Raw genomic sequence first — 22,436 nt, forward strand, 5'->3', positions numbered from 1 at the left:
GTATTTAAAATGAAACTTATCTTTAAGAAGCTGTAATTTACTACAAAATATCGAGTTTTGAAATAGAAAAATGGGTAAAAAAAATAGCACACAGATCTAATTTTAAAATTAGAATCTATGTGCTAAAGAGGATGATCCCAAAAGGGAAATATTATTGTTTACTAACAGGAATAGATTTAGTAGTACCGTTTACTTTTACAAAATAAATTCCTGACGGATGTTCTGAAATAGAAATTACATTTCCTTTTCCTTGTTTTATTTTAGTTCCTAAAGGCGAATAAACACTCCATTCCAGCTCTTTCGATAGGTGAAATATACCAGTTGAAGGATTTGGGTACACCGTAATTTTATTCGATTGTTCGTTTGGAATTTCAACTCCAAGATTACAATTACGAACAGTAAAAGGGGAGTTGTTTTTAGTACTGCTTCCTACTGAATTACTAACGGTTAAAGAAACGTTTTTAACTCCTTCTGTTCCGTAAATTACAGTATGCGGACCAACTCCTGTTGCAGTAGCAGGTTGTGCACCTTCACCAAAATTCCAAAGATAATTATCTACCGTACCTATAGAAACAGATTCAAAAATAACAGGCGCATTGAGACATCCCGTTTGCGGACTTACCTCATAATCTGCGATTGGAGCAGTAGTTCCTCCGGTCAGTACAAATTCCATTTTATTAATATTGATATCGCCTTCTTCAAAAAATAGGGTAATAGTACGCGTACCCTGCGTTAACGGAATATTCGAAATACTTGCGGTTTGCCAGTTTTGAAAACCTCCTGTATTGGGTAAATTAATAGTTCCGGTAACGTTTACACCATCCACTTCAATACGAATTTTTCGGTTGGCATAAGGAGAGGAAACTCTAAAATTGATGGTATAATTGGCAGTCGTATTTACTTTTGCGGTGTATTTAAGCCATTCATTTTTGGCTACATACGAGATATTAAAACCACCTTCGTTACAAACTTCTGTTCCTACGCCGTCGCCAGGTCTGTACGCAGTATCACCGCCGCCATTGCTGTCAAAATAAGCGCCGGTTCCTATATCATAATTTTCGGCTTCGATAACTCCCGGAATTTGTGCAATAACTCCTAAATAAGGTGCATTAGGCAATGTTGTTGCCGTATAAACAGCGGTATAAGTGGCAGTTCCTGTTGCAGGAGCCTTAAAGGTTTGATTGGCTGCTCCGCCATGATTCCAATGGTCAAAATCGTATCTGATATTACCCACATATTGCGGAGTTGGGGCATTTAAGGTTTGTACGCTGGCATTGGCAACTACTTTTCTGGTCGCTGGTGCTGTAACTGGTTTTTGGTTGAATTCTAAACCTAATAAAGCCGGAGTACTTGTTACCGTTACATCAATTAAATTAGGTTTAATATCTACAAAAGCAGATCCTGTAAGGCCATTACTGTCGGTTACTTTTACGGTAAAACGGTACCAAATGTTTGGTGTTTTTTCGCCTTGGTTACCCGCTGTAAAAGTACCTGATTTCACGCCCTGCGGACTTGCACCGGGATGTGAATGTCCGGCTCCCGGAATATCTTCATGAAAAAGATCAATACTCCAGGAATAAGCACTTGCAGGAAGATTTCCGTCTTCGACATCGGTGGCATTAGCTTCAAAAGCTACTATATCGTCAGCGTTCCATTTTAAAGTTGGTAACGGAGAAACGATCGTAACGGTTGGTGTATTATTAAAAGGTGTAACGGTTAGGGTAGCAGGGTTACTGGTGGCGCTTCCGGCCGTATTGGTTACAATAACTCTGTAATTTCCGGCATTTGCTGGTAAAACATTGGCAATTGTATAGCTTGCTGTAGTAGCTCCGGGAATATTAACATTATTAAATTGCCACTGATAACCAAGTCCTACGCCACTTGCCGAAACTGTAAAAGTAACGGGCGTAGTTTGCATGATGGTTTGAGACAACGGATGATTTACGATCGTAGGTGCGGCTGTTGCAATATAATCGAGTTTGATCAAGGCTCCGTTATTTTCATAGGAACAATAATAAATATATCCATCATTGCCTAACGTCATTCCTAATGCCTGTTTTTGCGGTGCGAAATAAAATTCAGTTGAAACGGGATCAGCAATGTTTGGATCGAAAGAACGAATTTCATTTCGAACGTAATCCTTTATAATAAATTTTCCTTCAAGATTAGGGTAACGCGGCGTATCCGGATTGTATAAAAGACCGTTGGTCAGCGCGTTTCCTATGCTTCCGGTCGCGTAGGTAAAAATAGGGTTGGTAAATAAATTAATTTCGGTTTGTTTCCCGTCGCCACCTTGCGGATGTCCCCAGGCGTAGTTGCGAATAGTTGGATTGCTGATTTCATTGATTTCTTCCCATGAAGTTCCAACATCCAGAACATATAATTTATTGACTTTTTTATTGGCTACAAGTCTAAAAGGATTTCTAAAACCATAAACCCAGATACTTTGTCTTTGCACAGAACCGCTTCCGTAAAACGGATTTCCGGGTGCAGGTTGCCCGTCTTCAGTAACTCTTAGGATTTTTCCTTTATAAGTATCCAGATTTTGAGCATTCGTATCCACCTGACTGTCTCCAACGGTTATGTACAAAAATCCGTTAAAGAATTTTAGATCGCCACCATTATGAAAACCCTGACCAATAGGTTCTAACAATAAGATTTCCTGTCTGCCTAAAACCTGATTGGTATTGTTTACTTGTATTCTTTCTATTCTGTGTCGGATTACTGCACCATCAAGAATGGCGTAAAACACATAAATATAACCGTTTGTTGCAAAGTCAGGATGTAGTGTTAAGCCTAATAATCCTTGTTCTTTATCTGTAATGGTATTTACGGTAAAAACAGTAGAAACGGCGTTATTCTGAAATACTTTTACAATACCCGCTCTTTCGGCAATAAATATTCGTCCGTCAGGAGCTTGTTCTAAAGCTAAACCTTCTTTTATTACAGCTGTAGGAGCAAGGTTTTGCGTAATATATTGACAGTTTCCCTGCCATGACAGCAAGAGAAAAAAAGCATAGAATATATGCTGAAATGACTTCTTTTTAAATTTTTTGAGTAGATTTTTTTTCATAATTATTCAGAATGAATTTATAATTTGGGTAACCAAATTTAACCTTTTTCTTTATAATTATTTTAGTTTTTGATATTATCTTTATTTTGCAAAATATTGATTATTAGTTGTTTTGGTGGTTTTGTGTAAGGATTTGATGTATTCTTTAGTCAAAATTATTGTTTGATAAATTTTTCTACATTCGGAATTTTCTGTAATGATTTTGTGTTTTCTTCGAGAATTTTAGCTGCAGCTTCATTTATTTTTTTTGATGGAATTGCTTTCCATTTTTCTAAATCTTTTTCGTAATCGTTATGAAATAATACTCTCGATAAATCTCTGATGACACAAAAAGCAGCAATCGAATGACCATTTTCGCTATCGTAATTACCATTATTAATAAAAAACTGAATTCTTTTATAAAGTCCATCGGGAGAGTAAAGGGACAATTCGGTCAATTTTCCGCGGTATTCTAAATCGGCAGAACCGACTCCTTTTAAATTGGGAAATAATTTATAATCAGCAAAATGTCTGCCTTCATGGCCAATATAACTTACTCTAAAGGTTTCCGATTTTAAATCGTATGATTTTTTTACGCAAAACAAAGCTTCTTTGGTGGCCCAGCCAGCAGGATAATAACGTCCCAAAGTGGCATATTCGCTCCAGCCGAGCGTTATAAAATCATCCATAAAATAAACTTTTACAGGCGTTTCTTTTCCGTCATAATTGAGTTTATAGATAGTGTCTTTTTCTGTTTTCCAAACTAATAAATCATAAAGACCTCCTGTTTTTCCAAATCCTGTGGTATGATAACCTAAACTGGCAATGTATTTTTTTTGATAGACATTGATGCTGTCTTCATTAAGAGTTAGTTTTTCTGCCGATGGAAAGTTTTTTCTAAGAAAATCAGATACATTTTTCATGATCAGCGTGTCGTTTTTCTTTTCTTTATTTAAAAATGAAAATCGCCAGTAATCTCTGTAGATTTTTAATAATTGATCTATTTTAGATTTTCGGGTTTCCAGGAAATCACTTTGATCGTTTTTGAACTTAAAACGGTTTTCAAAATTGGTTTTGAATTGTAAATCTTTTGTTGCTATTTTTTTTGATGGATCTATTTCTAATAATGGCAAAGCCAATACAGGATTTCCGTCTAATGCAAGAGAATAAATCTTGGTATAATCGAGTTTTATGCTGTCATTTTGAGTCGATTGAGCATGTATTTCCGATAATGAAATCAAAGTAAAAAGAAGTAAAGTAACTGATTTTAAGGTTCTCATAATAAAGGATATAAGGTTGAGTTTATAATGACTTTTTTACTATAGAGACTTATTTTTTGATTTTGTTACAGTTTTTATTAAAAAATTAAACCCGACAGTTTTTTAATACTTGTCGGGTTTAGATTTTGCGAAATTATTTAGTGACCAATAATTTCTTTGCGGTGTAAAGTTCCCCATTCGTTTAATGCACCAATTACATTATATAAAGTGTGGCTGTGTTCTGTTCGTGCGTATTCAACAGTTGGCGGAAACGTATCATAAACGGTTCTCGTAACGAGTTTGTTTATTTCGAGATCTTTAAGTTCTTTCGAAAGCATTTTGTCTGTAATTCCGTTTATATCTTTTGAAATTTCCTTAAATCGTTTTGGCCTGTTGGATAATGCTATTAAAATGGGCAGTTTCCATCTGCCGCTTAAAACTTCTAATGCATCTCTTACCGGTAATAATGCTGCAAGACATTCTTCAGGCTGACCATTACAACCCATTTCTTCAGTTATTTCGCTCTTTGTTTTCATATGTATTGCGTTACTATCCTCAAGGATAGCGCTATCCTTGAGGATAGTACTATAAAAGAGATAGCAAATGTATATAAGTTTGTATCATAAAACAAAATAGTTATAAAAATGAGCAAAAAGATTCTGAATATAGTGACAAGCATCAAAGGAGATGCTTCTTTTAGTAATAAATTATCAAATGCAGTTATTGAAAAACTGGCTAAAGAATATCCGGCAAGCGTAGTACAAACTTTTGATCTTTCTAAAACGCCTTTGCCATATTTGAATGAAGTGCAGCTGAATGCATTTTATACTCCTGAAGAGGCACATACAAGTGCACAAGTGGAATCTATTAAACTTTCTGACGATGCGATTACAGATTTACTGGAAGCTGACATTATCGTTATCGGGGTTCCTATTTATAATTTTGGAATTCCGGCATTGCTAAAAGGATGGATCGATCAGGTAGCTAGAGCAGGAAAAACGTTCAGTTATGATGAGAATGGACCAAAAGGCTTAATAAGCGGTAAAAAAGTATATTTATCGGTTGCTTCGGGAGCTGTGTTTTCTGATGGTCCGTACAAAAGTTATGATTTTGCAGAGCCGTATTTGCGCGTAGTTTTGGGCTTTTTAGGAATAACTGATGTTACGACTTTTCGCGTAGAAGGAACTGCAATTCCTGATTTTGCTGATAGTGCTTTACCAAATGCTTTGGCGGCGGTTGAAGAATTTGCTTTCTAAATTGAAAACAATAATACGAGGGTTGGACATTTTCGTATGCAATAAACCCGACAGTCTTTTTCATTAGAAACTGTTGGGTTTTATATGAAGTTTTTTCTTAATGAGATTTAGCATCACTCATTGTCATTCCTCGTTCCTCGGGATGACAAACTAGCCGAAAATATTATTATGAAAATGATGCCCCTAGCCCCGATAGCAGTGAAAATCCTTTTGTGGCGGTGTTCGCCACAAAAGATTGTAACGTATAGCGGGATTAGCTCCTGAAAAAAAGATTTGGTTTTATCATTAGCAATCAGGATGACAAAAGAGCTTGCATCACAAAAAAAACGAATATTGGAGTAAATTATTATTTCTCAATTATCATAGTAACACCTTGTCCTCCGGCAGCACAAATAGAGATAAATCCTCTTCCGGAACCTTTTTCATTTAATAATTTTGCCATAACTCCAATGATTCTTCCTCCGGTTGCGGCAAAGGGATGCGCTGCGGCGAGACTGCTTCCTTTTACATTCAATTTATTTCTGTCGATTGCTCCAAGAGTTTTCTTTAGTCCTAATTGTGCGCTTAATTCGGAGCTTTCCCATATTTTTAAAGTGGCAAGAACCTGAGCAGCAAAAGCTTCGTGAATTTCATAATAATCGAAATCCTGTAGATTTAAGTTGGCTTTTTCGAGCATTCTGCTGGCAGCAAATAAGGGAGCTAACAGTAGATTTTGTTGGTTTTTGACATATTCGATAGCAGCGATTTCAGCAAAAGTAATGTAAGCTAAAATGGGAAGTCCTTGTTCCTTTGCCCATTCTTCGCTGGCCAAAAGTATGCAAGATGCTCCATCTGTAAGCGGAGTCGAATTTCCTGCTGTAAGCGTTCCGTTTATTTTATCAAAAGCAGGATTTAGTTTGGCCAATTTTTCAATCGTACTGTCTTTTCTAAGATTATTGTCTTTATCCAGTCCGTTAAAAGGAGTAATCATATCGTCAAAAAAACCTTCGTCGTAAGCTTTTGCCATATTCAAATGACTTTTAAGTGCGAGATTGTCCTGATCTTCACGGGAAATCTGATAATGTTTTGCTGTAATTTCAGTATGTCCGCCCATTGAAAGTCCGGTTTGCGATTCTTCGTTTTTAGGAACCAAAGGCGATAAATCTTTAGGGCGAAGTTGTAGAAACAGCTTGATTTTTTCTCCCAATGATTTTGCTTTTCGGGCATTCAGTAAAATCTTTCTCAGTTTTTCGCTCACCGCAATTGGCATATCACTAATAGAATCTACACCACCGGCAATACCAGATTCTATTTGACCCAAAGCAATTTTATTGGCGATATAAATAGCACTTTCTATTCCGGTATCACAAGCTTGTTGCAAATCGCAGGCAGGAGTTGCAGGGTTCAGCGAAGTTTTCATAACACATTCTCTAATGAGGTTATTATCATAAGTGTGTTTAATTACAGCTCCTCCGGCGACTTCGCCTAATAATTTTCCTTTTAGATGGTATTTCTCGATAAGTCCGTCAAGCGCGGCCGTCATCATTTGCTGATTTCCAACATTGGCGTAAGCGGTATTGGCTCGGGCAAACGGAATTCGGTTGTATCCAACAATAGCAACTTTTCTAACTGTATGTGTGGTATTCATAGTTTAGATTTTTGTTTTTTAGGCTCAAAGGTTCAAAGCTTCAGAGGTTCAAAGACTCAGAGTTTTATTAATAAAGGTTATTATAGGATTTATTAAAAATAAAAAAATCTGTGTCAATCCGTTTAAACCTGCGATATCCGTGGGCTAAAATCTATTTATGCTTTATGAATCAAGGGAATCACTTTTGATCCTATAAGTTCTATAGCATTCATTAATTGTGTGTGCGTAAGTCCGGCATTATCCATTTGGAAAGTAAATCTCGAAATTCCGCCTAATGATTCGCTGTGACGTAAAATTTTCTCGGCAATACGTTCAGGATCACCTACAACTAAAACACCCTGATCGTCAATTAGCATATCAAATTTGTCTTTGGTTACAGGGGGCCAACCGCGTTCTCTTCCTAATTTTGTCCAAAGTTCAGCATAACCGGGATAATATTCTTCGATCGCTTTTTGAGTTGTATTACTTGCATAACCTGGGGAGTGTAAACCTACTTTAAGTTCTTCGGGTTTGTAACCTGCGGCTTTTCCGGCTTCGCGATACAAATCGACCAAAGGTTTAAAACGATACGTTTGTCCGCCAATAACAGCCACCATCAAAGGCAAGCCCAGCGATCCTGCTCTTACAAAAGATTCAGGAGTTCCGCCAACGCCTAGCCAGATAGGTAATTTTTCCTGTAAAGCTCTGGGATATATTGGGAGATTATTCAAAGCCGGACGAAATTTTCCGGACCAGGTAATAAACTCATTATCTCTAATTTGTAAAAGAAGGTCTAATTTCTCGCTAAAAAGTGCATCGTAATCATTTAGGCTATAACCAAAAAGGGGATAAGCTTCAATGGCAGATCCGCGGCCTACTACAATTTCGGCTCTTCCTTTTGATATTAAATCGAGCGTAGAGAAATTTTGGTACAACCTGACCGGATCAGCAGCACTTAAAACCGAAACAGCACTTGCTAATCGTATGCGTTTGGTTCGTGCAGCAGCAGCACCTAATATTACGGCTGTAGCCGAATCTAAAAACTCTTTTTTATGATGTTCTCCAATTCCAAAAACGTCAAGACCAGCCTGATCCGCCAGTTCGATTCTTTGTAATAATTGTTCCATCGCATCGACACTACTCAAAGTGTTGTTGTCTCCGTACATTGCCGAAGCAAAACTGTCTATACCAATTTCTATCATATAGTAAAGATATTAAATTTTATTTTTTCTGTTATGAAATGGTACTTTAAAGAATCGTAATTAATTTATCATCTGTACCCTGAAATTAAATGATTTTTGTATCTGTGTCCCGCTGTTTTTGAGTAGTAATTTTGAATAGAATTTAAACAACTATAGCAATGGATACCACTACTACCACCAACATTCAATTTAATCCAATCGATGTGTCTTCATTACAATCTGTTGTAAATATTTATCAGAATAAGAAGCATGATCATGATGATTTTAAAACAGGATTATCGCCTTTTACGAATCATTTTGGACTTCCTTTAAGCATTGCTTGCTTCGAAAATCGAGTAATTGGTTATGCATTTGTAATACCTAATAAAGCAGGGGAAACTGAAATTAATTCGTATTGGGAAAAAGAATTTTACAGTATCGAAGCGGAGCACGATTTAAAATTTCATGCCCAAAAAACGTTTGATTCGATGTTTGCAGATCCGGAAACACGCACGATTAAACTTCAAAATGCTATCGACAGATTATCAAATTGGTTAAATAGTTGTAATTAATACCAGATGGTTACAGATGTAATTTTCGTAAATTTACCAGATACAGATTCCAAGAAATGGCAAAAGAGATTTTATACTTAAAAATTGCAAATATTATCGAAGAGCAGATTTTCTCCGAGACTTTAAAAATCGGGGATAAGCTGCCTTCTATTCGTGCCTTGCAAAAATTGCACGATGTAAGTTTGAATACCATAAAACAGTCATTTTTAGAATTAGAAAGCAAATCGCTGATAGAATCCCGCCCAAAATCAGGATTTTATGTGAGTAAAACTTCTAATAGAAAGCTGTTAATTCCTTCTATGAATAAGCTTAAATTATCGGAAGAAAAAACAACTTCGGAGGATTTAATCACAAAGGTTTTTGATAGTTTGAGCGATAAAGATATTACCCGATTTTCGATTGGAGTTCCTGATCCGAGTTTGCTGCCTATTGCCAAATTGAATAAAGGTCTTGCAAAAGTGGTACGCAATCTGGCCGAAAGTGGTACAAGTTACGAACCTGTTCAGGGAAGTGCGAATTTGAGACGTAATGTCGCAAAATGGGCTATTGTATTAGAAGGAAAATTGACTGAAGACGATTTTGTAACGACTTCGGGAGCTATGAATGCTATTTTCAATTGTTTAATGGCGGTTACCAAACGTGGTGATACCATTGCCATTGAAAGTCCGGTTTACTTTGGAATCATTCAGGTGGCGCAGAATATGGGACTTAATATTATCGAGTTGCCTACACATCCTACAACCGGAGTAGATTTAGAAGCTCTGAAAAAAGTGATTCATAAAGTTGATGTTTGCTGTTTTATGAGCAATTTCAGTAATCCGTTAGGAAGTTTAATGCCGGATCAAAATAAAAAAGAACTGGTAGAATTGCTTACGTATCATAATGTTCCTTTAATCGAAGATGATTTGTACGGTAATTTATTTTTTGGAACAGTTCGGCCAAAGCCTTGTAAATATTATGACGAAGCGGGAATCGTCATGTGGTGCGGATCAGTTTCTAAAACTTTGGCACCGGGATATCGCGTTGGCTGGGTGGCACCGGGGAAATTCAAAGATAAAATCATCAGGCAAAAAATGGCACACACGGTTTGTATGCCTTCTTTATATCAGGAAGTAATTGCCGATTTCTTAGAGCACGGAAGATACGATCATCATTTAAGAAATTTAAGGAGTACATTATATACTAATTCGCTTCATTTTCAGCGTACGATTGAAGATCATTTTCCGGAAAACACTAAAATTTCGCAACCACAAGGAGGTTCTTTTTTATGGCTTGAACTCGATAAAAGTATTGATACCGCGGTTTTGTACGATAAAGCGATTCAGCAAAAAATAGGTTTTGCTCCAGGCAGAATTTTTACGCAACATGATCAATACAATAATTGTATGCGTCTTAATTTTGGTTTAGAATGGAAAGAAAAAGTGGAATTAGATCTAAAACGATTGGGACAATTAGTCAAAAATAGTCTCTAAATAATTTGTGCCTTTAGGTACAAAATATCGGTAGCTTTTTAAAGTTTAAGATTCGTCAGCGTGCCGTAGGTACGCAACAAAAGTTAATTATGGCTTTTGGTATCCATCTTATATTTATTCTTCTATTTAGTTTACACGAAGATTTTGTACCTAACGGTACAAATATCTATTCGCGTACTTTGTTTTACCAATATTTTGTATCTAACAATACATAGACCCGATGAATAATCTTAGTAATATTACAAGTCTAGTTAAGATTTTTTTATCTGTTCAATCCTTTAATCTGTGGCAAATAATTTTTTATCTAATGCGAAAATCCAAAGGAAACACTTATCAGAATAATCAAAATAACGATTAATGTGATTACTACGTACAGATAATCTTTCTCTAAAATAAAAGAAAACAGCGATAGTAAAACACGTAATACAGGCGTTAGAAAAAGCAAGATGATCCCAACAAATATTAATGATTCTCCATTTCCCTGAATAGCTCCGTTATAAATGGTCGAAATTACTTCGAATATATTACGGTCATTTTCCTTGAAAACAGAATAGTTTTCGATATCGTTGCTGTGTCCCATCAAATAAACAATTCCGCCAATAAAAGCGACTGACAATGAGATCCAGACACCGTAACGCAATAAATTACCAATGATGTATTGAAAATCTTTTTCTCCAAATTTTTCGTGTTGCATTGTCTTAGATTTTTCCATTAAGTCCATTATATATCATGTTCACTGCAAGCACAAAAATCAGGCACGCAAAAAATATTCTTAGTTTTTTAGGGTTTGTTCTTACCAAAACTTTTGCTCCGGCCATAGCCCCAAACAAAACACCAATAACAACTGGCATACAAATTCCTGGTTCGATATATCCTTTCTGAATGTAGATTACAGAACTCGCCATTGCCGTAACACCCATCATAAAATTACTTGTTGTGGTCGAAACCTTAAAAGGAATTCTCATGATATTGTCCATCGCAATTACTTTAAATGCACCAGAACCAATACCCAATAAACCTGACATCATTCCGGCGATTCCCATCATTCCAAAACCACCCACTACGTTTTTGGTTCCGTAATGTACTACTTGTCCGTCATGAGTAGGATAAGTTCCTTCAAGTCGTAATTTTTTAGCCAAAGGAGAGGATTCTAAAACAATATGTTCTTCTTTTTTTCGAAGCGAATTAATAGCCGAGAAAATCAAAGTAAGACCAAATAATACAGCTATGAATGAAGTAGGAGCGATGGTAGAAAGTAAAGCTCCGCAAACAGCTCCGATAGTAGTAGCAATTTCGAGAAAAATTCCCAGTCGCATATTCGTGATTCCTTCCCTGACATAAGCTGCGGCTGAACCTGAAGAAGTTGCGATTACAGAAACTAAAGCGGCACCAATTGCATAATGAATGTCGACGCCAAGAATAACTGTTAAAAGGGGAATTATGATGATTCCGCCACCCAAGCCTGATAATGAGCCAATAAAACCTGCTAAAAAAGCACCAAGAATCATAATCAGGGTAAATGTAAGTACTGTCATTCGGATAAATTTTGTTGGTGCTAATTTACGAATTGATATTTGTTCGTGATAGATTTAGGAGCTTAAATAAAGCTTAAAAATGCGAAAACGTTATTTTAGCGCCATCGTGATTTTGTAATTGGCTACTTTATTTTACTATACTTTCAACCTCAATTTCGTTGGTGGATAGCCAAAAATCCTTTTAAAAGCAATACTAAAGTTGGATACATTCTGATAACCTGAAAGAAGGCTGATTTCCTGAATAGAAAGCGATGTATCAGAGAGATAATGTCTGGCTTTGTTCATTCGGATTTCTTGCAGATAGCCAAAAACCGTATCGCCAAAAACGGTTTTAAAACCTTCTTTGAGTTTGGTTTGGTTTACGCCAACTTTGCGGGCCAATTCTACAATAGTAAAAGGATGATCAATATTCTCGCGGATTAATTGTGCTGCAAATTTTATTTTTTCAACGTCATTTCCGGCTAAATTCATCGCTTCTTTATCAGTATCTAAACTATAATGGCTTAAGGCAATAAGCTCGTAAATTTTAGATTCCATGTAGATTTTTCGGGTAAGTCCGCGATAAAAGCAGTTTTTAATATCCTGCATTACACCAAATATTTTGGCGCTTATTTTGATTTCGCCTTTTGCCAGAGTCGAACTCACATTTTTCTGGATATTATTCAGGAAATTATCCATTGCTTTCGATTCTCCCTCATATTTGGTAAGTACATCAAGAGGAAGATGAATATCGAAAGTATTGTAAATGATATTTTTTTTGAAGTTAATTTTGGCGTGATTATCCTGAGCAGAAAGAAACGTAATATTACCCGACATTGGCGCAACAAAATCAGCAGAATTTGTAGTGTTTTTGTAGCCAATTCCCTGATCAGAAAGATTAAAATGCATTTCTAAAAGTGAGGAATCCCCTCGTCCGGAAATCGCAACATCATCGTGAAGCTGATAATTTCCCTGCAGAATCGATAAGTCTTCTGTAATGGTTTGTTCATGATATAAAATATCGCCTTTTGGTGTTACGAACTTTATATCTTTTTCATCTTCAATTAATTGATTTGAAAGTAAAGTTTGTTCTTTAGGAATTACCTCAAGAAAGTCTGCAAAATCATCTGAATCAATTTTAAATGCCATTATTATACTTCTATATTCATAATTAATACTTCCACTTTCATAAGTACATCCATAAGTAATCAAATACTTTTGCACTTGCAAATATAATTTATAATCAGTTTAAATAAAAACAGTTTGACAATTAAATTAAACCTTATGTTTATGCTATTGGTTGGTTTTTTCTCCGGAAATGCTTGTCCGATTTATATTCATATTGAAGATAATCTTGGAAACTCTGTATCCGGAGCGACCATTTTGGTAGATAATAAACCAATGGGACTTACCAATAGTTCCGGAACTTTAGAACTTTCGCTTTCTGCCGGAAATCATATAGTCGAATTATCAAAAAACGGAACTTCAAAAATTACACATGCCATTTCGGTTTTATGTAATGATAACGAACATTTCAAATTTACTTTGGATGTTTCTAATGCTGATGCAAAGTTAAAAGAAGTTGTTATACAATCAAAAACCGTCAAAAAACAAATAGAAGAATCTCCTTTTTCTGTTCAGATTGTAGATCTTAAAAAGCAATATGACAAAGCCGGAGATGTTGGCGATATCCTGAACCGAACTTCTGGCGTAAAACTAAGAACTGACGGAAGCATGGGCTCGCAAGTACAAATAAATCTGGGAGGTTTACAAGGAAAAGCAGTTCGTTTTTTTAAGGATGGAATTCCAATTGAGTTATTCGGGCACGGGTTTAGTCTTGGTACAATTCCGGTAAATATGCTCGACAGGGTTGAAATTTACAAAGGCGTTATGCCGGTTTATCTGGCTTCTGACGCTTTGGGTGGTGGAGTGAATTTAGTAAGTCGTACTTCTAATAAAAACTACGCTGAGGTATCTTATGAAGTTGCTTCTTTTAATACCCACAGAGCAACTGCAAATCTTTACTTTCAAAATAAAAAGAATAATTCGTTGTACGGAGGGTTTAATGGTTCTTTTAATTATTCTGATAACAATTATACGGTTAATGCACCTTTTTATGACATCAATACAAGCAAGCAGGAATTTAGAGATACCAAACGTTTTCATGATCTTACGCGTGCTTCTTACGGCGAGGGTTTTATCGGTTTAAAAAATAAATCCTGGGCAGATGATTTTCGTTTAACGTTGATTTACTCGGAGTTTTACAAACAAATTCAGAACGATGCGCAAATGATTAATGTTTATGGTCAGGCATTTTCTAAAGAGCAAAACTATACCGGAATGGTGAATTACAAAAAGCAATTTTTTGATAATAAACTAAAGGTTAATTTCCTCGCTAATTACAGTCATTTTAATACCAAATTTATTGATACAGCAACCGTTCGTTATGACTGGGGCGGCAATATAATCGCGAGAAATATGCAACCGGGAGAAATTAATACCGGAAACGATCAGCGATTGAAATACAATTTTGTTTCGGCAAGATTAAACGCAGAATACAAACTTTCAGACCGGAACTTTTTAGAGTTTAGTGAGATGTTGTATTATCAAAGACGCAAAGGAAGTGATCCGCTTGGAGCAATTTCGGTTATAGAAGGTGTCGATGTTTTAACGATTCCGGCCACTTATAAAAAAGACAATCTGGCTGTAGCCTGGCGTTCTCTTTGGTTCGACAGTAAAGTTGAAAGTATTATTGCTGCCAAATATTACCATTATAATACAGAAGGTTTTACGACAGATAATTACGGTTTTGCCTGGAAAGCTACCAAAGATGACAATCAGCCCGGTTATTTGGGTGGATTAAAATGGTCAAACGATCATTATTTACTAAAGATGTCCTACGAATATGCGACTCGTTTACCGGATGAATATGAAATTTTTGGAGATGCCAGACTGGTAAAAGAAAACTTAGATCTTGATCCTGAAAAGAGTCATAATTTGAATCTAAATGCACAATATTCTTTTAATGAAGAAAATAAAAGCTTAACAGTTTCGGGTGGACTTTTTTACAGAAAAGTAAAAGATATTATTTTCCTTCAGCTTGATATTCCGTTTAGCCGATACATTAATTATGAAAATTCGATTGTAAAAGGTTTTGAATTCGAAACCAATTATTCTCCAGTAAAATGGCTAAATACAGGATTTAATGTAACCTATCAGGATATCAGAAGAGTTAATATTAAGGAAGCTACTTTTAAATATCTTGAAGATTCTCGCGTGCCAAATATTCCGTTTTTGTTTGGAAATTTTTGGGTTAATACTTATTTCAAAGATTTGTTTAAAGGCGGAGATAATCTTAATGTAACCTGGAATGCCAATTATACTCATCGATTTTTCTTAGTCGCAATTCCTAAAAATCAAGAGCCTTCTTTATTTGGAAAAGTAGAAGATTTTCAGACTTCTCTGATCATTCCTAAAGATGGAAGAACGGGACAATTTTCTAATGATCTTGGTGTGTATTATCATTTTTCGAATCAAAAAACTACTGTTTCTGCCGAATGCCGCAATATTGGAGACGCGAAGTTGTATGACAATTTTAATGTTCAGAAACCAGGAAGATCTTTCCACCTTAAACTAGTATATCAAATTTTTTAAATCAACCATAAATCAAAAATTAATTATGAAAAAGAGTAACAGATTTCGTTCTATACTTGCAGGTTTAGCTGCCGGTATGCTTGTTATTGCTTGTAGCAGTGACGACGATAATAAAACAGATAACGGTAACACAGACAATACTTTACCAAAAAATGAAACTTGGGTTATTTATAACGGAGCCGCTAACTGGAGTGGTGGTGTTTATGCCTTAAGAGATAATAAATCAAGAGAAATTAACCTTTCAGGACTTCCGTTTCTTCAATTGGCTTATTCAGGTGGAGGTAGAACTTTAGATAAAACACTTTTTAAAGTAAATGATGTTTCGAACACGAAGCAGGGAATTAACAAAATGGGATTCAATGCTGCCGGAAATGTGGTAGATCAGGGATTTTTGCCTTCTCTTTCTAACGCTTACGAAACCAATTACCTTATTGCAAGTGCTACTGAAGGATATTACTGGGATAAAGTAAGAGGTGGTTTGAAATTGCAAAAGTTTAATCCGTCGACTATGGAAAGAACGGGCGAAATTGATTTCAGTTCTCTGTCAGAAGGGCAACCGCTTGAATCTGTAGGACAATTGATTATTGCTAAAAGAGATAATAAATTGTACTTAGACTTATTATTAGGTTCTAAAGCAGCAGGAAACTGGCAGGTAACTCCGGTAACAAAAGAGGTTGCAATTGTAGTTTATGATTTGACGGCAAACAAAATCGAAAATGTAACTAAATTGCCTGGAACTACGAATTTAGGGGTATTTATCGATCACGTTTTATGGAGTCTTGATGAGGTAACGAAAGATTTATATTTTGCTACTGTTGGAGATATGAAAACGCAACCAGCTGATTATTCGTCTAAAATTCTTAGAATTAAAAGCGGCGCCACTACGTTTGATACCACATTTGCAATTGATATGAAGACCTACCAATTTCCGGCAGAATTCAACAGATTGTTTGCTTACAATAACAAAGTTTACACTACAATTCCTTCAAGAGCAGTTTCTTACTACGGAGGCGGACAACATGGTGTGAAATACAGAGACGATGTTTGGTTCTGGAACGAAATTGACGCGACTTCTAAAAAAGCAACTCGTTTAAATATTCCGGTTGATAATTTCTATTGCAACCAAAATCCATTTATTCATAACGGAGAAATCTATTTCTTATCGAACAATGCTACAGATGGTTTCTCTGGTGTTACACAATATAACCCAACTTCAGGAGCTACAAAAGAAACTTTCCGTTTAAAAGAAAGCGGAAGAATCTTAGGATTTAATATTATCAAAGACTAAATTTTGTTTTTGCCCTGAATAAGAGCTTAGATTTGGAACTATTTTTTTTTGACAGAAGTAACTTTTTTAGAAAGTTGCTTCTGTTTTTTTTTGCTTTTATAAAAAGGATTTACACTTCTATCGGGGCTAAGGCACTCGTTTTCATAAGAATGTTTTCTCGTATAGTTTGTCATCCTGACGAAGGAAGGATCACACTAGAAACTCCGCAATCTATATTGCCAATCTTTGTAGAATCTCGTGTGTGATCCTTCCTTCGTCAGGATGACAAGATTGCGGGCGGCTATAGATTGCGGGTAGCTGTGATGAGTAAAAAAAAATAAAAAAAACCGTGTAAATCCGCGCTTTCGCAAAGCGAATCCGTGTCATCCGTGTGCCATTAAAAGCAAAGTACTCATAATAAATGCCACAAAAAAAAACTCCATTGCAATAATGAAGTTTTTATAAAAATAATAGTCTGAATCCTTTACTAAACAGGATCATGAACTATTTTTTTGCTTTTGCGACAGAATCTCTTTTTATAGCAGATGTATCTGCTGGTACAGTTGCTGTGTCTATTGCAGTGTCTACACTATCTATTGCTACTTCGGTAGAATCAACGTATGTATTGTCTGCCGGGATTGTTTCATTTTTCTTGCACGAAAATGAAAGTCCGATTAAGATAAAAAGAAATGCGATTTTTGATTTGATTAGCGTTTTCATAATTTCATTTATTTCGTTAATAATTAATTATTTCAAAATTAGCGGTTTAGGTTTTTAATCCTTTACATGATTCTTAATTTTGTTTTATAAAATACTCATTATTAATGTTTTAAAATTATAATTGCTTTTCTTTAAAATAAAGGTTTTTATGAAAACGAGTGCCATAGCTCAGACAGCAGCGGCATCCTTTTGTGGTGGTCCCGATAGCTATCGGGAACCACAAAAGATATAGTGGATGGCTGGATTAGCTACAAATTATTATAATGAATTTTTTACTTATTATCGACTGCAAAAGAAGTTCTGCTAATTGTAGAAAGCAATAAAGCCGCCGCAGCACTTGTTAGAACCGAATAGTCAAAAGGTGCTTTTACAGCAACAGAAACGGCCATGGAGATTGCGAAAAGAAGCATTAATCCGGCAGTTCCCAAAGCGGCATATTTTGTTTTGAATCCGATGATTAGTGAAACTCCAAATGTTATTTCGAAGAAGGTGGCTAAAGCGCCTAAAATTCCTGCAACAGAAGTGCTTACAAAGGGATTTAGTGTGTGGGTATAGGTGATAAAGTTTTCCCAATTTCCCCATGCAACTCCCGGATCACCCGGCGCGCCCCAAAGTCCGAAGCGGTCCGCAACGGCCGAAAGCATTGTGATTCCTAAAACTATTCGTAAAATTAAACCTGCTTGTGGTATTGATATGTTTTTCATTTTTGGATGTATTTTTACGTAAATATAATAAGATGGCAAGTAACTGTATAGTCCAGTTTTTATAAATACTACAGCCCAGATTCCGACTTAAATCCATCCTCTTTATCCTTAAAAGCCCATGTTGCCATAGCTTCGATAACGGGCATTAAGCCTTTTCCTGCATTACTAAGTTTATAGGTTACAAAAGGAGGAACAACTGGTTTTGCTTCGCGAATAACGAGATTATCTGCTTCGAGTTGTTTGAGATGCTGAATGAGCATTTTTTCGGTCACTGCCGGAATGGCTCTTTTTAATTCGCTGTAACGTTTGCTTCCGCCAGAAAGATGGTAGATAATAATGGGTTTCCAATAACCGCCAATTTTTTCCATTACATAAGTTACAGGGCATTGTTCTAAGGCATACTGCTTATTTTCCTGAATAGTCGACGATTCTTTGATTGCTGTCATTTGTGCATACTTTAGGGTAAGTACTTGTATAAAAGTAAGTACAAATATACCTTTGTTACAGATAATAAAAAAATAAATTAGTTATGAAAATTACAATCTCAGGTTCTTTAGGAAATATAGGAAAACCGTTAACAGCAAAATTGATTGCTTCAGGCCATGAAGTAACTGTAATAACAAGCAATATTGACAGAGTTGAAGCAATTGAAGCTCTGGGTGCAAAAGCAGCTATAGGTTCAGTAAGCGATGTGAATTTTCTTAAAAGCGCATTTAAAGCTGCTGATGCCGTTTTTGCTATGACTCCGCCAAATTTAGGAGGATCTAATATTATTGCTAATACAACAGCCGCAGGACAAGCATTGGCAACAGCAATTAGCGAAGCAGGAGTAAAGCGAGTAGTGATGCTAAGTAGTATTGGTGCCGATTTGCCTGCGGGTACAGGACCAATTGCGGGACTTTATAATATCGAAAAAATATATGAAGGATTAGAAAATGTATCGCTGACTTTTCTTCGTGCCGGATTTTTCTATACCAATTTGTACAATGATGTTCCGATGATTAAAGGAGCGGGGATTATAGGTTCTAATTATGGAGCGACAACCGTGATTCCGTTTGTGCATCCGGTTGATATTGCAACTGCAGTTGCCGAAGAGTTACAAAAAACTCCATCAGGAAAAAACATTCGTTATATTGTGAGTGATGTAAAAACGCCAGGTGATGTTGCAAAAGCTTTAGGTTTAGCTATTGATAAACCAGAATTACCATGGATTGAGTTTACGGATGAACAGGCGCTTGGCGGAATGAAAGAAGCAGGATTACCAATAGAAATGGCCGAATTATATGCAGAAATGGGTTCAGGTTTAAGAAGTGGTAAGATTCAGGAGCATTTTTTAAGCAACCAATTTCCGGTTGATGGAAAAATTAAATTAGAAGATTTTGCAAAGGAATTTGCTGCTCAATTTTAATCACACTATTTTATAAAAAAGAAAGCCAGTTGTAAAATTGGCTTTTTTTGTATGTTATAATGAAAGAGTTTTTGAGCTGATAAAAATATACAGATATACAATCAACTTATACCATTCTTAAAATTAGATCAGCTAGTATCTTTGTAGTACAATGACAACTAAAAATTTAAAAAGATGAAAGCTATAGGATTTAAGACATCATTACCCATAACCGAAGAAGAGAGCTTTGTAGCATTTGAAACTGCAAAACCTATTCCGGGTTCGCATGATTTATTAGTAAAAATAAGTGCCGTATCTGTAAATCCTGTAGATTTTAAAATACGTCAGAATAGTGCAAAAGATACTGTTTTAGAAACGCCAAAAATTATTGGTTGGGATGCCGTAGGAATTGTTGAAGCGGTAGGAGAGAACGTTCGTTTATTTGAGGTTGGCGATTCCGTATTTTACGCCGGAGATATTACCAAACAAGGAAGCAATGCCGAATATCAGATAATCGATGAACGAATTGTAGGGAAAAAACCAACGTCTTTAACTATCGAAGAAGCTGCTGTAATACCTTTAACAGGTTTAACGGCTTGGGAAATACTATTTGATCGTATCAGAATTAATCCTGAAAAAGATAAAGGAAAATCGATTTTAATTATTGGTGGTGCTGGCGGAGTAGGTTCGATTGCGATTCAACTGGCTAAGAAAATTGCCGGACTAACCGTTATTGCAACAGCATCCCGTCCGGAAACTATCGATTGGTGTAAAAAACAAGGCGCTGATTTTGTCGTAGATCATAAAGATTTGGTTGCTTCGGTTCGTGAAGCGGGATTTCAATACGTAGATTTTATTGTAGATTTTGTAGATACGAATGCATATTGGGATACGATGGTCGAATTGATAAAACCTCAAGGACATATTGCGTCTATTACCGGAAGTAGTGATCCTGTAGCGTTGAACAAGCTAAAAAATAAAAGCGCATCCTTTTCATGGGAATTAATGTACACGCGTTCGATGTTTGAAACCGACGATATTCAGGAACAACATACTATTCTCAATAAAATAGCGGATCTTTTAGATGATGGAACATTAAAAACTACTTTAAACGAAACGCTTATCGGACTTACAGCAGATAATTTTAAAAAGGCGCATGAGTTGCTGGAATCTGGAAAGACTATTGGTAAGATTGCTATTAAGTTTTAATATAAATTCAAATTAAAAAGGGAATAGAAATTATTTTTCTATTCCCTTTTTTTACTTCTATTTCTCTTGTGAAAAATTATCTTGCCGTTAAATTTAGGGAAACCGTGGACATTGTTGCGGTTCCATCAAATCGCTCTACCCAAATTTCGATGAAATCATTTGTTTTCATTTGTACTGCTCCTATAATAGGTAAAGCTATAATAGGAGAAGTGGATAATAAACCACCACCACCTTTACCATATACTTTGGTTTCAGTAAGAACGATATTATTTTTCGCTATATATAAAATTAAGGTTGCATCAGTATTAGTTTGATAAGAAACGGAAGCTGCAACCTGAAAATATCTGGTTTTAGTTCCTTTATAAACTATTCTATTATCTCCATCTTTTGCAAAACGAAATAGATTATTAGAAGTAGTAGTTCCTGCTACTTTTCTTCTAGTTGATGTTCCTGTTCCAGCAGAAAATGTTGAAGAAATACCACTTCCAACAGGTGCATTAAGATTAATATCTCCGGTAGCATCTGCATCAGATTCTTTGGGTATGCCAGGAGAATCTACTGTCCATGCATTACTAAAAAGAAAGCCTGTATAGGTTGAAGCAGCAGGGTAACCTTTTACATAACCTGCAGTATTTGTTGTTGTACCTGAAAAAACTGTACCCAATAAAGTTCCTGTACCTACACTAAGATCACTTGCACTGACGTCCATTGCTAAATCACTTCCATCTACAGTGCTAAAACCACTATTTTTTTCTATTAGCCAAAATATGCCTGTAAATGTTTCAAAAGTTCCATTATTAGAACTAGTCCAAGCTTGGTTGTTGAGTAGTAAACTACCAATAGCAGAATACGTAATCCCGCTGGTATTGTTAACAAATTGAATTATGTTACCAAAATATAATCCTACATTTGCAATGGTTCCCACATTTGTGGTCATTCCGTCTATTATTGTATTTTGAACCAAAAGCGAAGTTCCACCAGTAATATTAAAAGCTCTTGCTGCTGCTTTTAAAGTAACATTTCTAATACTACCACCACTACTTCCCGAAAAAATAATTCCACCTGGAAATGTTAGAATATCTTCGTTTGTGTCAATTCCGGTTACATAAGCATCATTTAAGTTAATAGGTGCAGCGAGCGTTATTGATCCATTTATTTCATATAGGGTATTTGAACTTAACTGATAAACAGATCCTCCGGCTGCAAGTTCCGGTGCCAGATCAGCTGCAGATTTTACACGTTTAAAATTAGTTCTTCCTACTGAACTGTTTAAAAGTGGTAACCAACCACTTGGAGAGGAATAATAGTAGAATAATTTTAAATCGGTATCATACACTAATAATCCCTGAGCAGGAGTTGTTATTGCATTTCTCTGAACGGTTGTCATTCTGGGAGCTAACATTCCCTTTGTTGTAGAGGTAATATCTAAAATAGAAGTAGCATCCGGCGTTGTTGTTCCAATTCCAATTTGTGCATTTCCTATAAAAGTAATAAGAAAGAAAAACAACAATAAAAATGTCTTATGATTCTGTAAAGTAAGTTTAGTGCTCATAATTGCTAAGTATTAGTTAGTGGTATAATAT

Annotated in this window: 19 protein-coding genes; 7 read left to right on the forward strand and 12 right to left on the reverse strand. The window is 35.8% G+C overall.

Features of this window, described 5'->3' with window-relative positions; all coding sequences use genetic code 11:
* Positions 1-151 precede the first annotated feature (151 nt).
* From L0669_RS14810 to L0669_RS14820, 3 genes are all read right to left on the reverse strand, one after another.
* Positions 152-3,073, reverse strand: coding sequence for a PQQ-dependent sugar dehydrogenase (locus L0669_RS14810; protein ID WP_263758518.1), 2,922 nt, complete (start codon positions 3,071-3,073; stop codon positions 152-154).
* A 155-nt stretch (positions 3,074-3,228) separates the two neighbouring features.
* Positions 3,229-4,332, reverse strand: a complete 1,104-nt coding sequence (locus L0669_RS14815; protein ID WP_263758519.1) for a hypothetical protein — start codon at positions 4,330-4,332, stop codon at positions 3,229-3,231.
* 137 nt (positions 4,333-4,469) lie between these two features.
* On the reverse strand, positions 4,470-4,847 hold the full coding sequence (locus L0669_RS14820; RefSeq protein ID WP_173969725.1) for a winged helix-turn-helix transcriptional regulator: 378 nt from the start codon (positions 4,845-4,847) through the stop codon (positions 4,470-4,472).
* A 108-nt stretch (positions 4,848-4,955) separates the two neighbouring features.
* Here L0669_RS14820 and L0669_RS14825 point away from each other — a divergent pair, with 108 nt between their 5' ends.
* Positions 4,956-5,567, forward strand: a complete 612-nt coding sequence (locus tag L0669_RS14825) for an FMN-dependent NADH-azoreductase (RefSeq protein ID WP_263758520.1) — start codon at positions 4,956-4,958, stop codon at positions 5,565-5,567.
* A 346-nt stretch (positions 5,568-5,913) separates the two neighbouring features.
* Here L0669_RS14825 and L0669_RS14830 read toward each other — a convergent pair whose 3' ends face one another.
* Together L0669_RS14830 and L0669_RS14835 are read right to left on the reverse strand one after the other, a co-directional pair.
* Positions 5,914-7,194, reverse strand: a complete 1,281-nt coding sequence (locus L0669_RS14830; RefSeq protein WP_263758521.1) for an acetyl-CoA C-acetyltransferase — start codon at positions 7,192-7,194, stop codon at positions 5,914-5,916.
* A gap of 155 nt (positions 7,195-7,349) precedes the next feature.
* Positions 7,350-8,372: an LLM class flavin-dependent oxidoreductase gene (locus L0669_RS14835; protein ID WP_263763952.1), complete on the reverse strand. Its 1,023-nt coding sequence runs from the start codon at positions 8,370-8,372 to the stop codon at positions 7,350-7,352.
* Positions 8,373-8,533: 161 nt separating this feature from the next.
* Here L0669_RS14835 and L0669_RS14840 point away from each other — a divergent pair, with 161 nt between their 5' ends.
* Positions 8,534-8,926, forward strand: coding sequence for a hypothetical protein (locus L0669_RS14840; protein ID WP_263758523.1), 393 nt, complete (start codon positions 8,534-8,536; stop codon positions 8,924-8,926).
* 56 nt (positions 8,927-8,982) lie between these two features.
* On the forward strand, positions 8,983-10,398 hold the full coding sequence (locus L0669_RS14845; protein WP_263758525.1) for an aminotransferase-like domain-containing protein: 1,416 nt from the start codon (positions 8,983-8,985) through the stop codon (positions 10,396-10,398).
* A 304-nt stretch (positions 10,399-10,702) separates the two neighbouring features.
* Here the strand turns inward: L0669_RS14845 and L0669_RS14850 are convergent, their stop codons facing one another.
* From L0669_RS14850 to L0669_RS14860, 3 genes are all read right to left on the reverse strand, one after another.
* A complete protein-coding gene (locus L0669_RS14850) occupies positions 10,703-11,092 on the reverse strand; it encodes a DUF1634 domain-containing protein (protein WP_263758526.1) in 390 nt (129 codons plus the stop codon).
* Positions 11,093-11,096: 4 nt separating this feature from the next.
* Positions 11,097-11,933, reverse strand: coding sequence for a sulfite exporter TauE/SafE family protein (locus L0669_RS14855; RefSeq protein ID WP_263758527.1), 837 nt, complete (start codon positions 11,931-11,933; stop codon positions 11,097-11,099).
* Positions 11,934-12,068: 135 nt separating this feature from the next.
* On the reverse strand, positions 12,069-13,061 hold the full coding sequence (locus L0669_RS14860) for a helix-turn-helix domain-containing protein (RefSeq protein ID WP_263758529.1): 993 nt from the start codon (positions 13,059-13,061) through the stop codon (positions 12,069-12,071).
* A gap of 114 nt (positions 13,062-13,175) precedes the next feature.
* Here L0669_RS14860 and L0669_RS14865 point away from each other — a divergent pair, with 114 nt between their 5' ends.
* A complete protein-coding gene (locus L0669_RS14865; protein WP_263758530.1) occupies positions 13,176-15,566 on the forward strand; it encodes a TonB-dependent receptor plug domain-containing protein in 2,391 nt (796 codons plus the stop codon).
* A gap of 25 nt (positions 15,567-15,591) precedes the next feature.
* On the forward strand, positions 15,592-16,854 hold the full coding sequence (locus tag L0669_RS14870) for a hypothetical protein (RefSeq protein ID WP_263758531.1): 1,263 nt from the start codon (positions 15,592-15,594) through the stop codon (positions 16,852-16,854).
* Between the two features lie 483 nt (positions 16,855-17,337).
* Here L0669_RS14870 and L0669_RS14875 read toward each other — a convergent pair whose 3' ends face one another.
* From L0669_RS14875 to L0669_RS14885, 3 genes are all read right to left on the reverse strand, one after another.
* Positions 17,338-17,553, reverse strand: coding sequence for a hypothetical protein (locus L0669_RS14875; RefSeq protein WP_173969735.1), 216 nt, complete (start codon positions 17,551-17,553; stop codon positions 17,338-17,340).
* A gap of 272 nt (positions 17,554-17,825) precedes the next feature.
* Complete coding sequence (locus tag L0669_RS14880; RefSeq protein ID WP_263758532.1) at positions 17,826-18,257, reverse strand: DoxX family membrane protein; 432 nt, start codon at positions 18,255-18,257, stop codon at positions 17,826-17,828.
* Positions 18,258-18,325: 68 nt separating this feature from the next.
* Complete coding sequence (locus L0669_RS14885; protein ID WP_173969737.1) at positions 18,326-18,703, reverse strand: winged helix-turn-helix transcriptional regulator; 378 nt, start codon at positions 18,701-18,703, stop codon at positions 18,326-18,328.
* Between the two features lie 83 nt (positions 18,704-18,786).
* Here L0669_RS14885 and L0669_RS14890 point away from each other — a divergent pair, with 83 nt between their 5' ends.
* Both L0669_RS14890 and L0669_RS14895 read left to right on the forward strand, forming a co-directional pair.
* Positions 18,787-19,665, forward strand: a complete 879-nt coding sequence (locus L0669_RS14890) for an NAD(P)H-binding protein (protein WP_263758533.1) — start codon at positions 18,787-18,789, stop codon at positions 19,663-19,665.
* Between the two features lie 174 nt (positions 19,666-19,839).
* Positions 19,840-20,853 (forward strand): zinc-binding alcohol dehydrogenase family protein, encoded by a 1,014-nt coding sequence (locus L0669_RS14895; protein ID WP_263758534.1) that lies wholly within the window; start codon positions 19,840-19,842, stop codon positions 20,851-20,853.
* Between the two features lie 76 nt (positions 20,854-20,929).
* Here the strand turns inward: L0669_RS14895 and L0669_RS14900 are convergent, their stop codons facing one another.
* The gene (locus L0669_RS14900; RefSeq protein WP_263758536.1) at positions 20,930-22,405 is read right to left on the reverse strand and encodes a hypothetical protein; all 1,476 of its coding nucleotides are present in this window, start codon (positions 22,403-22,405) and stop codon (positions 20,930-20,932) included.
* Positions 22,406-22,436 lie beyond the last annotated feature (31 nt).

Origin of the sequence: Flavobacterium bizetiae (assembly GCF_024271895.1) — a bacterium.
GTDB lineage: Bacteria > Bacteroidota > Bacteroidia > Flavobacteriales > Flavobacteriaceae > Flavobacterium > Flavobacterium bizetiae.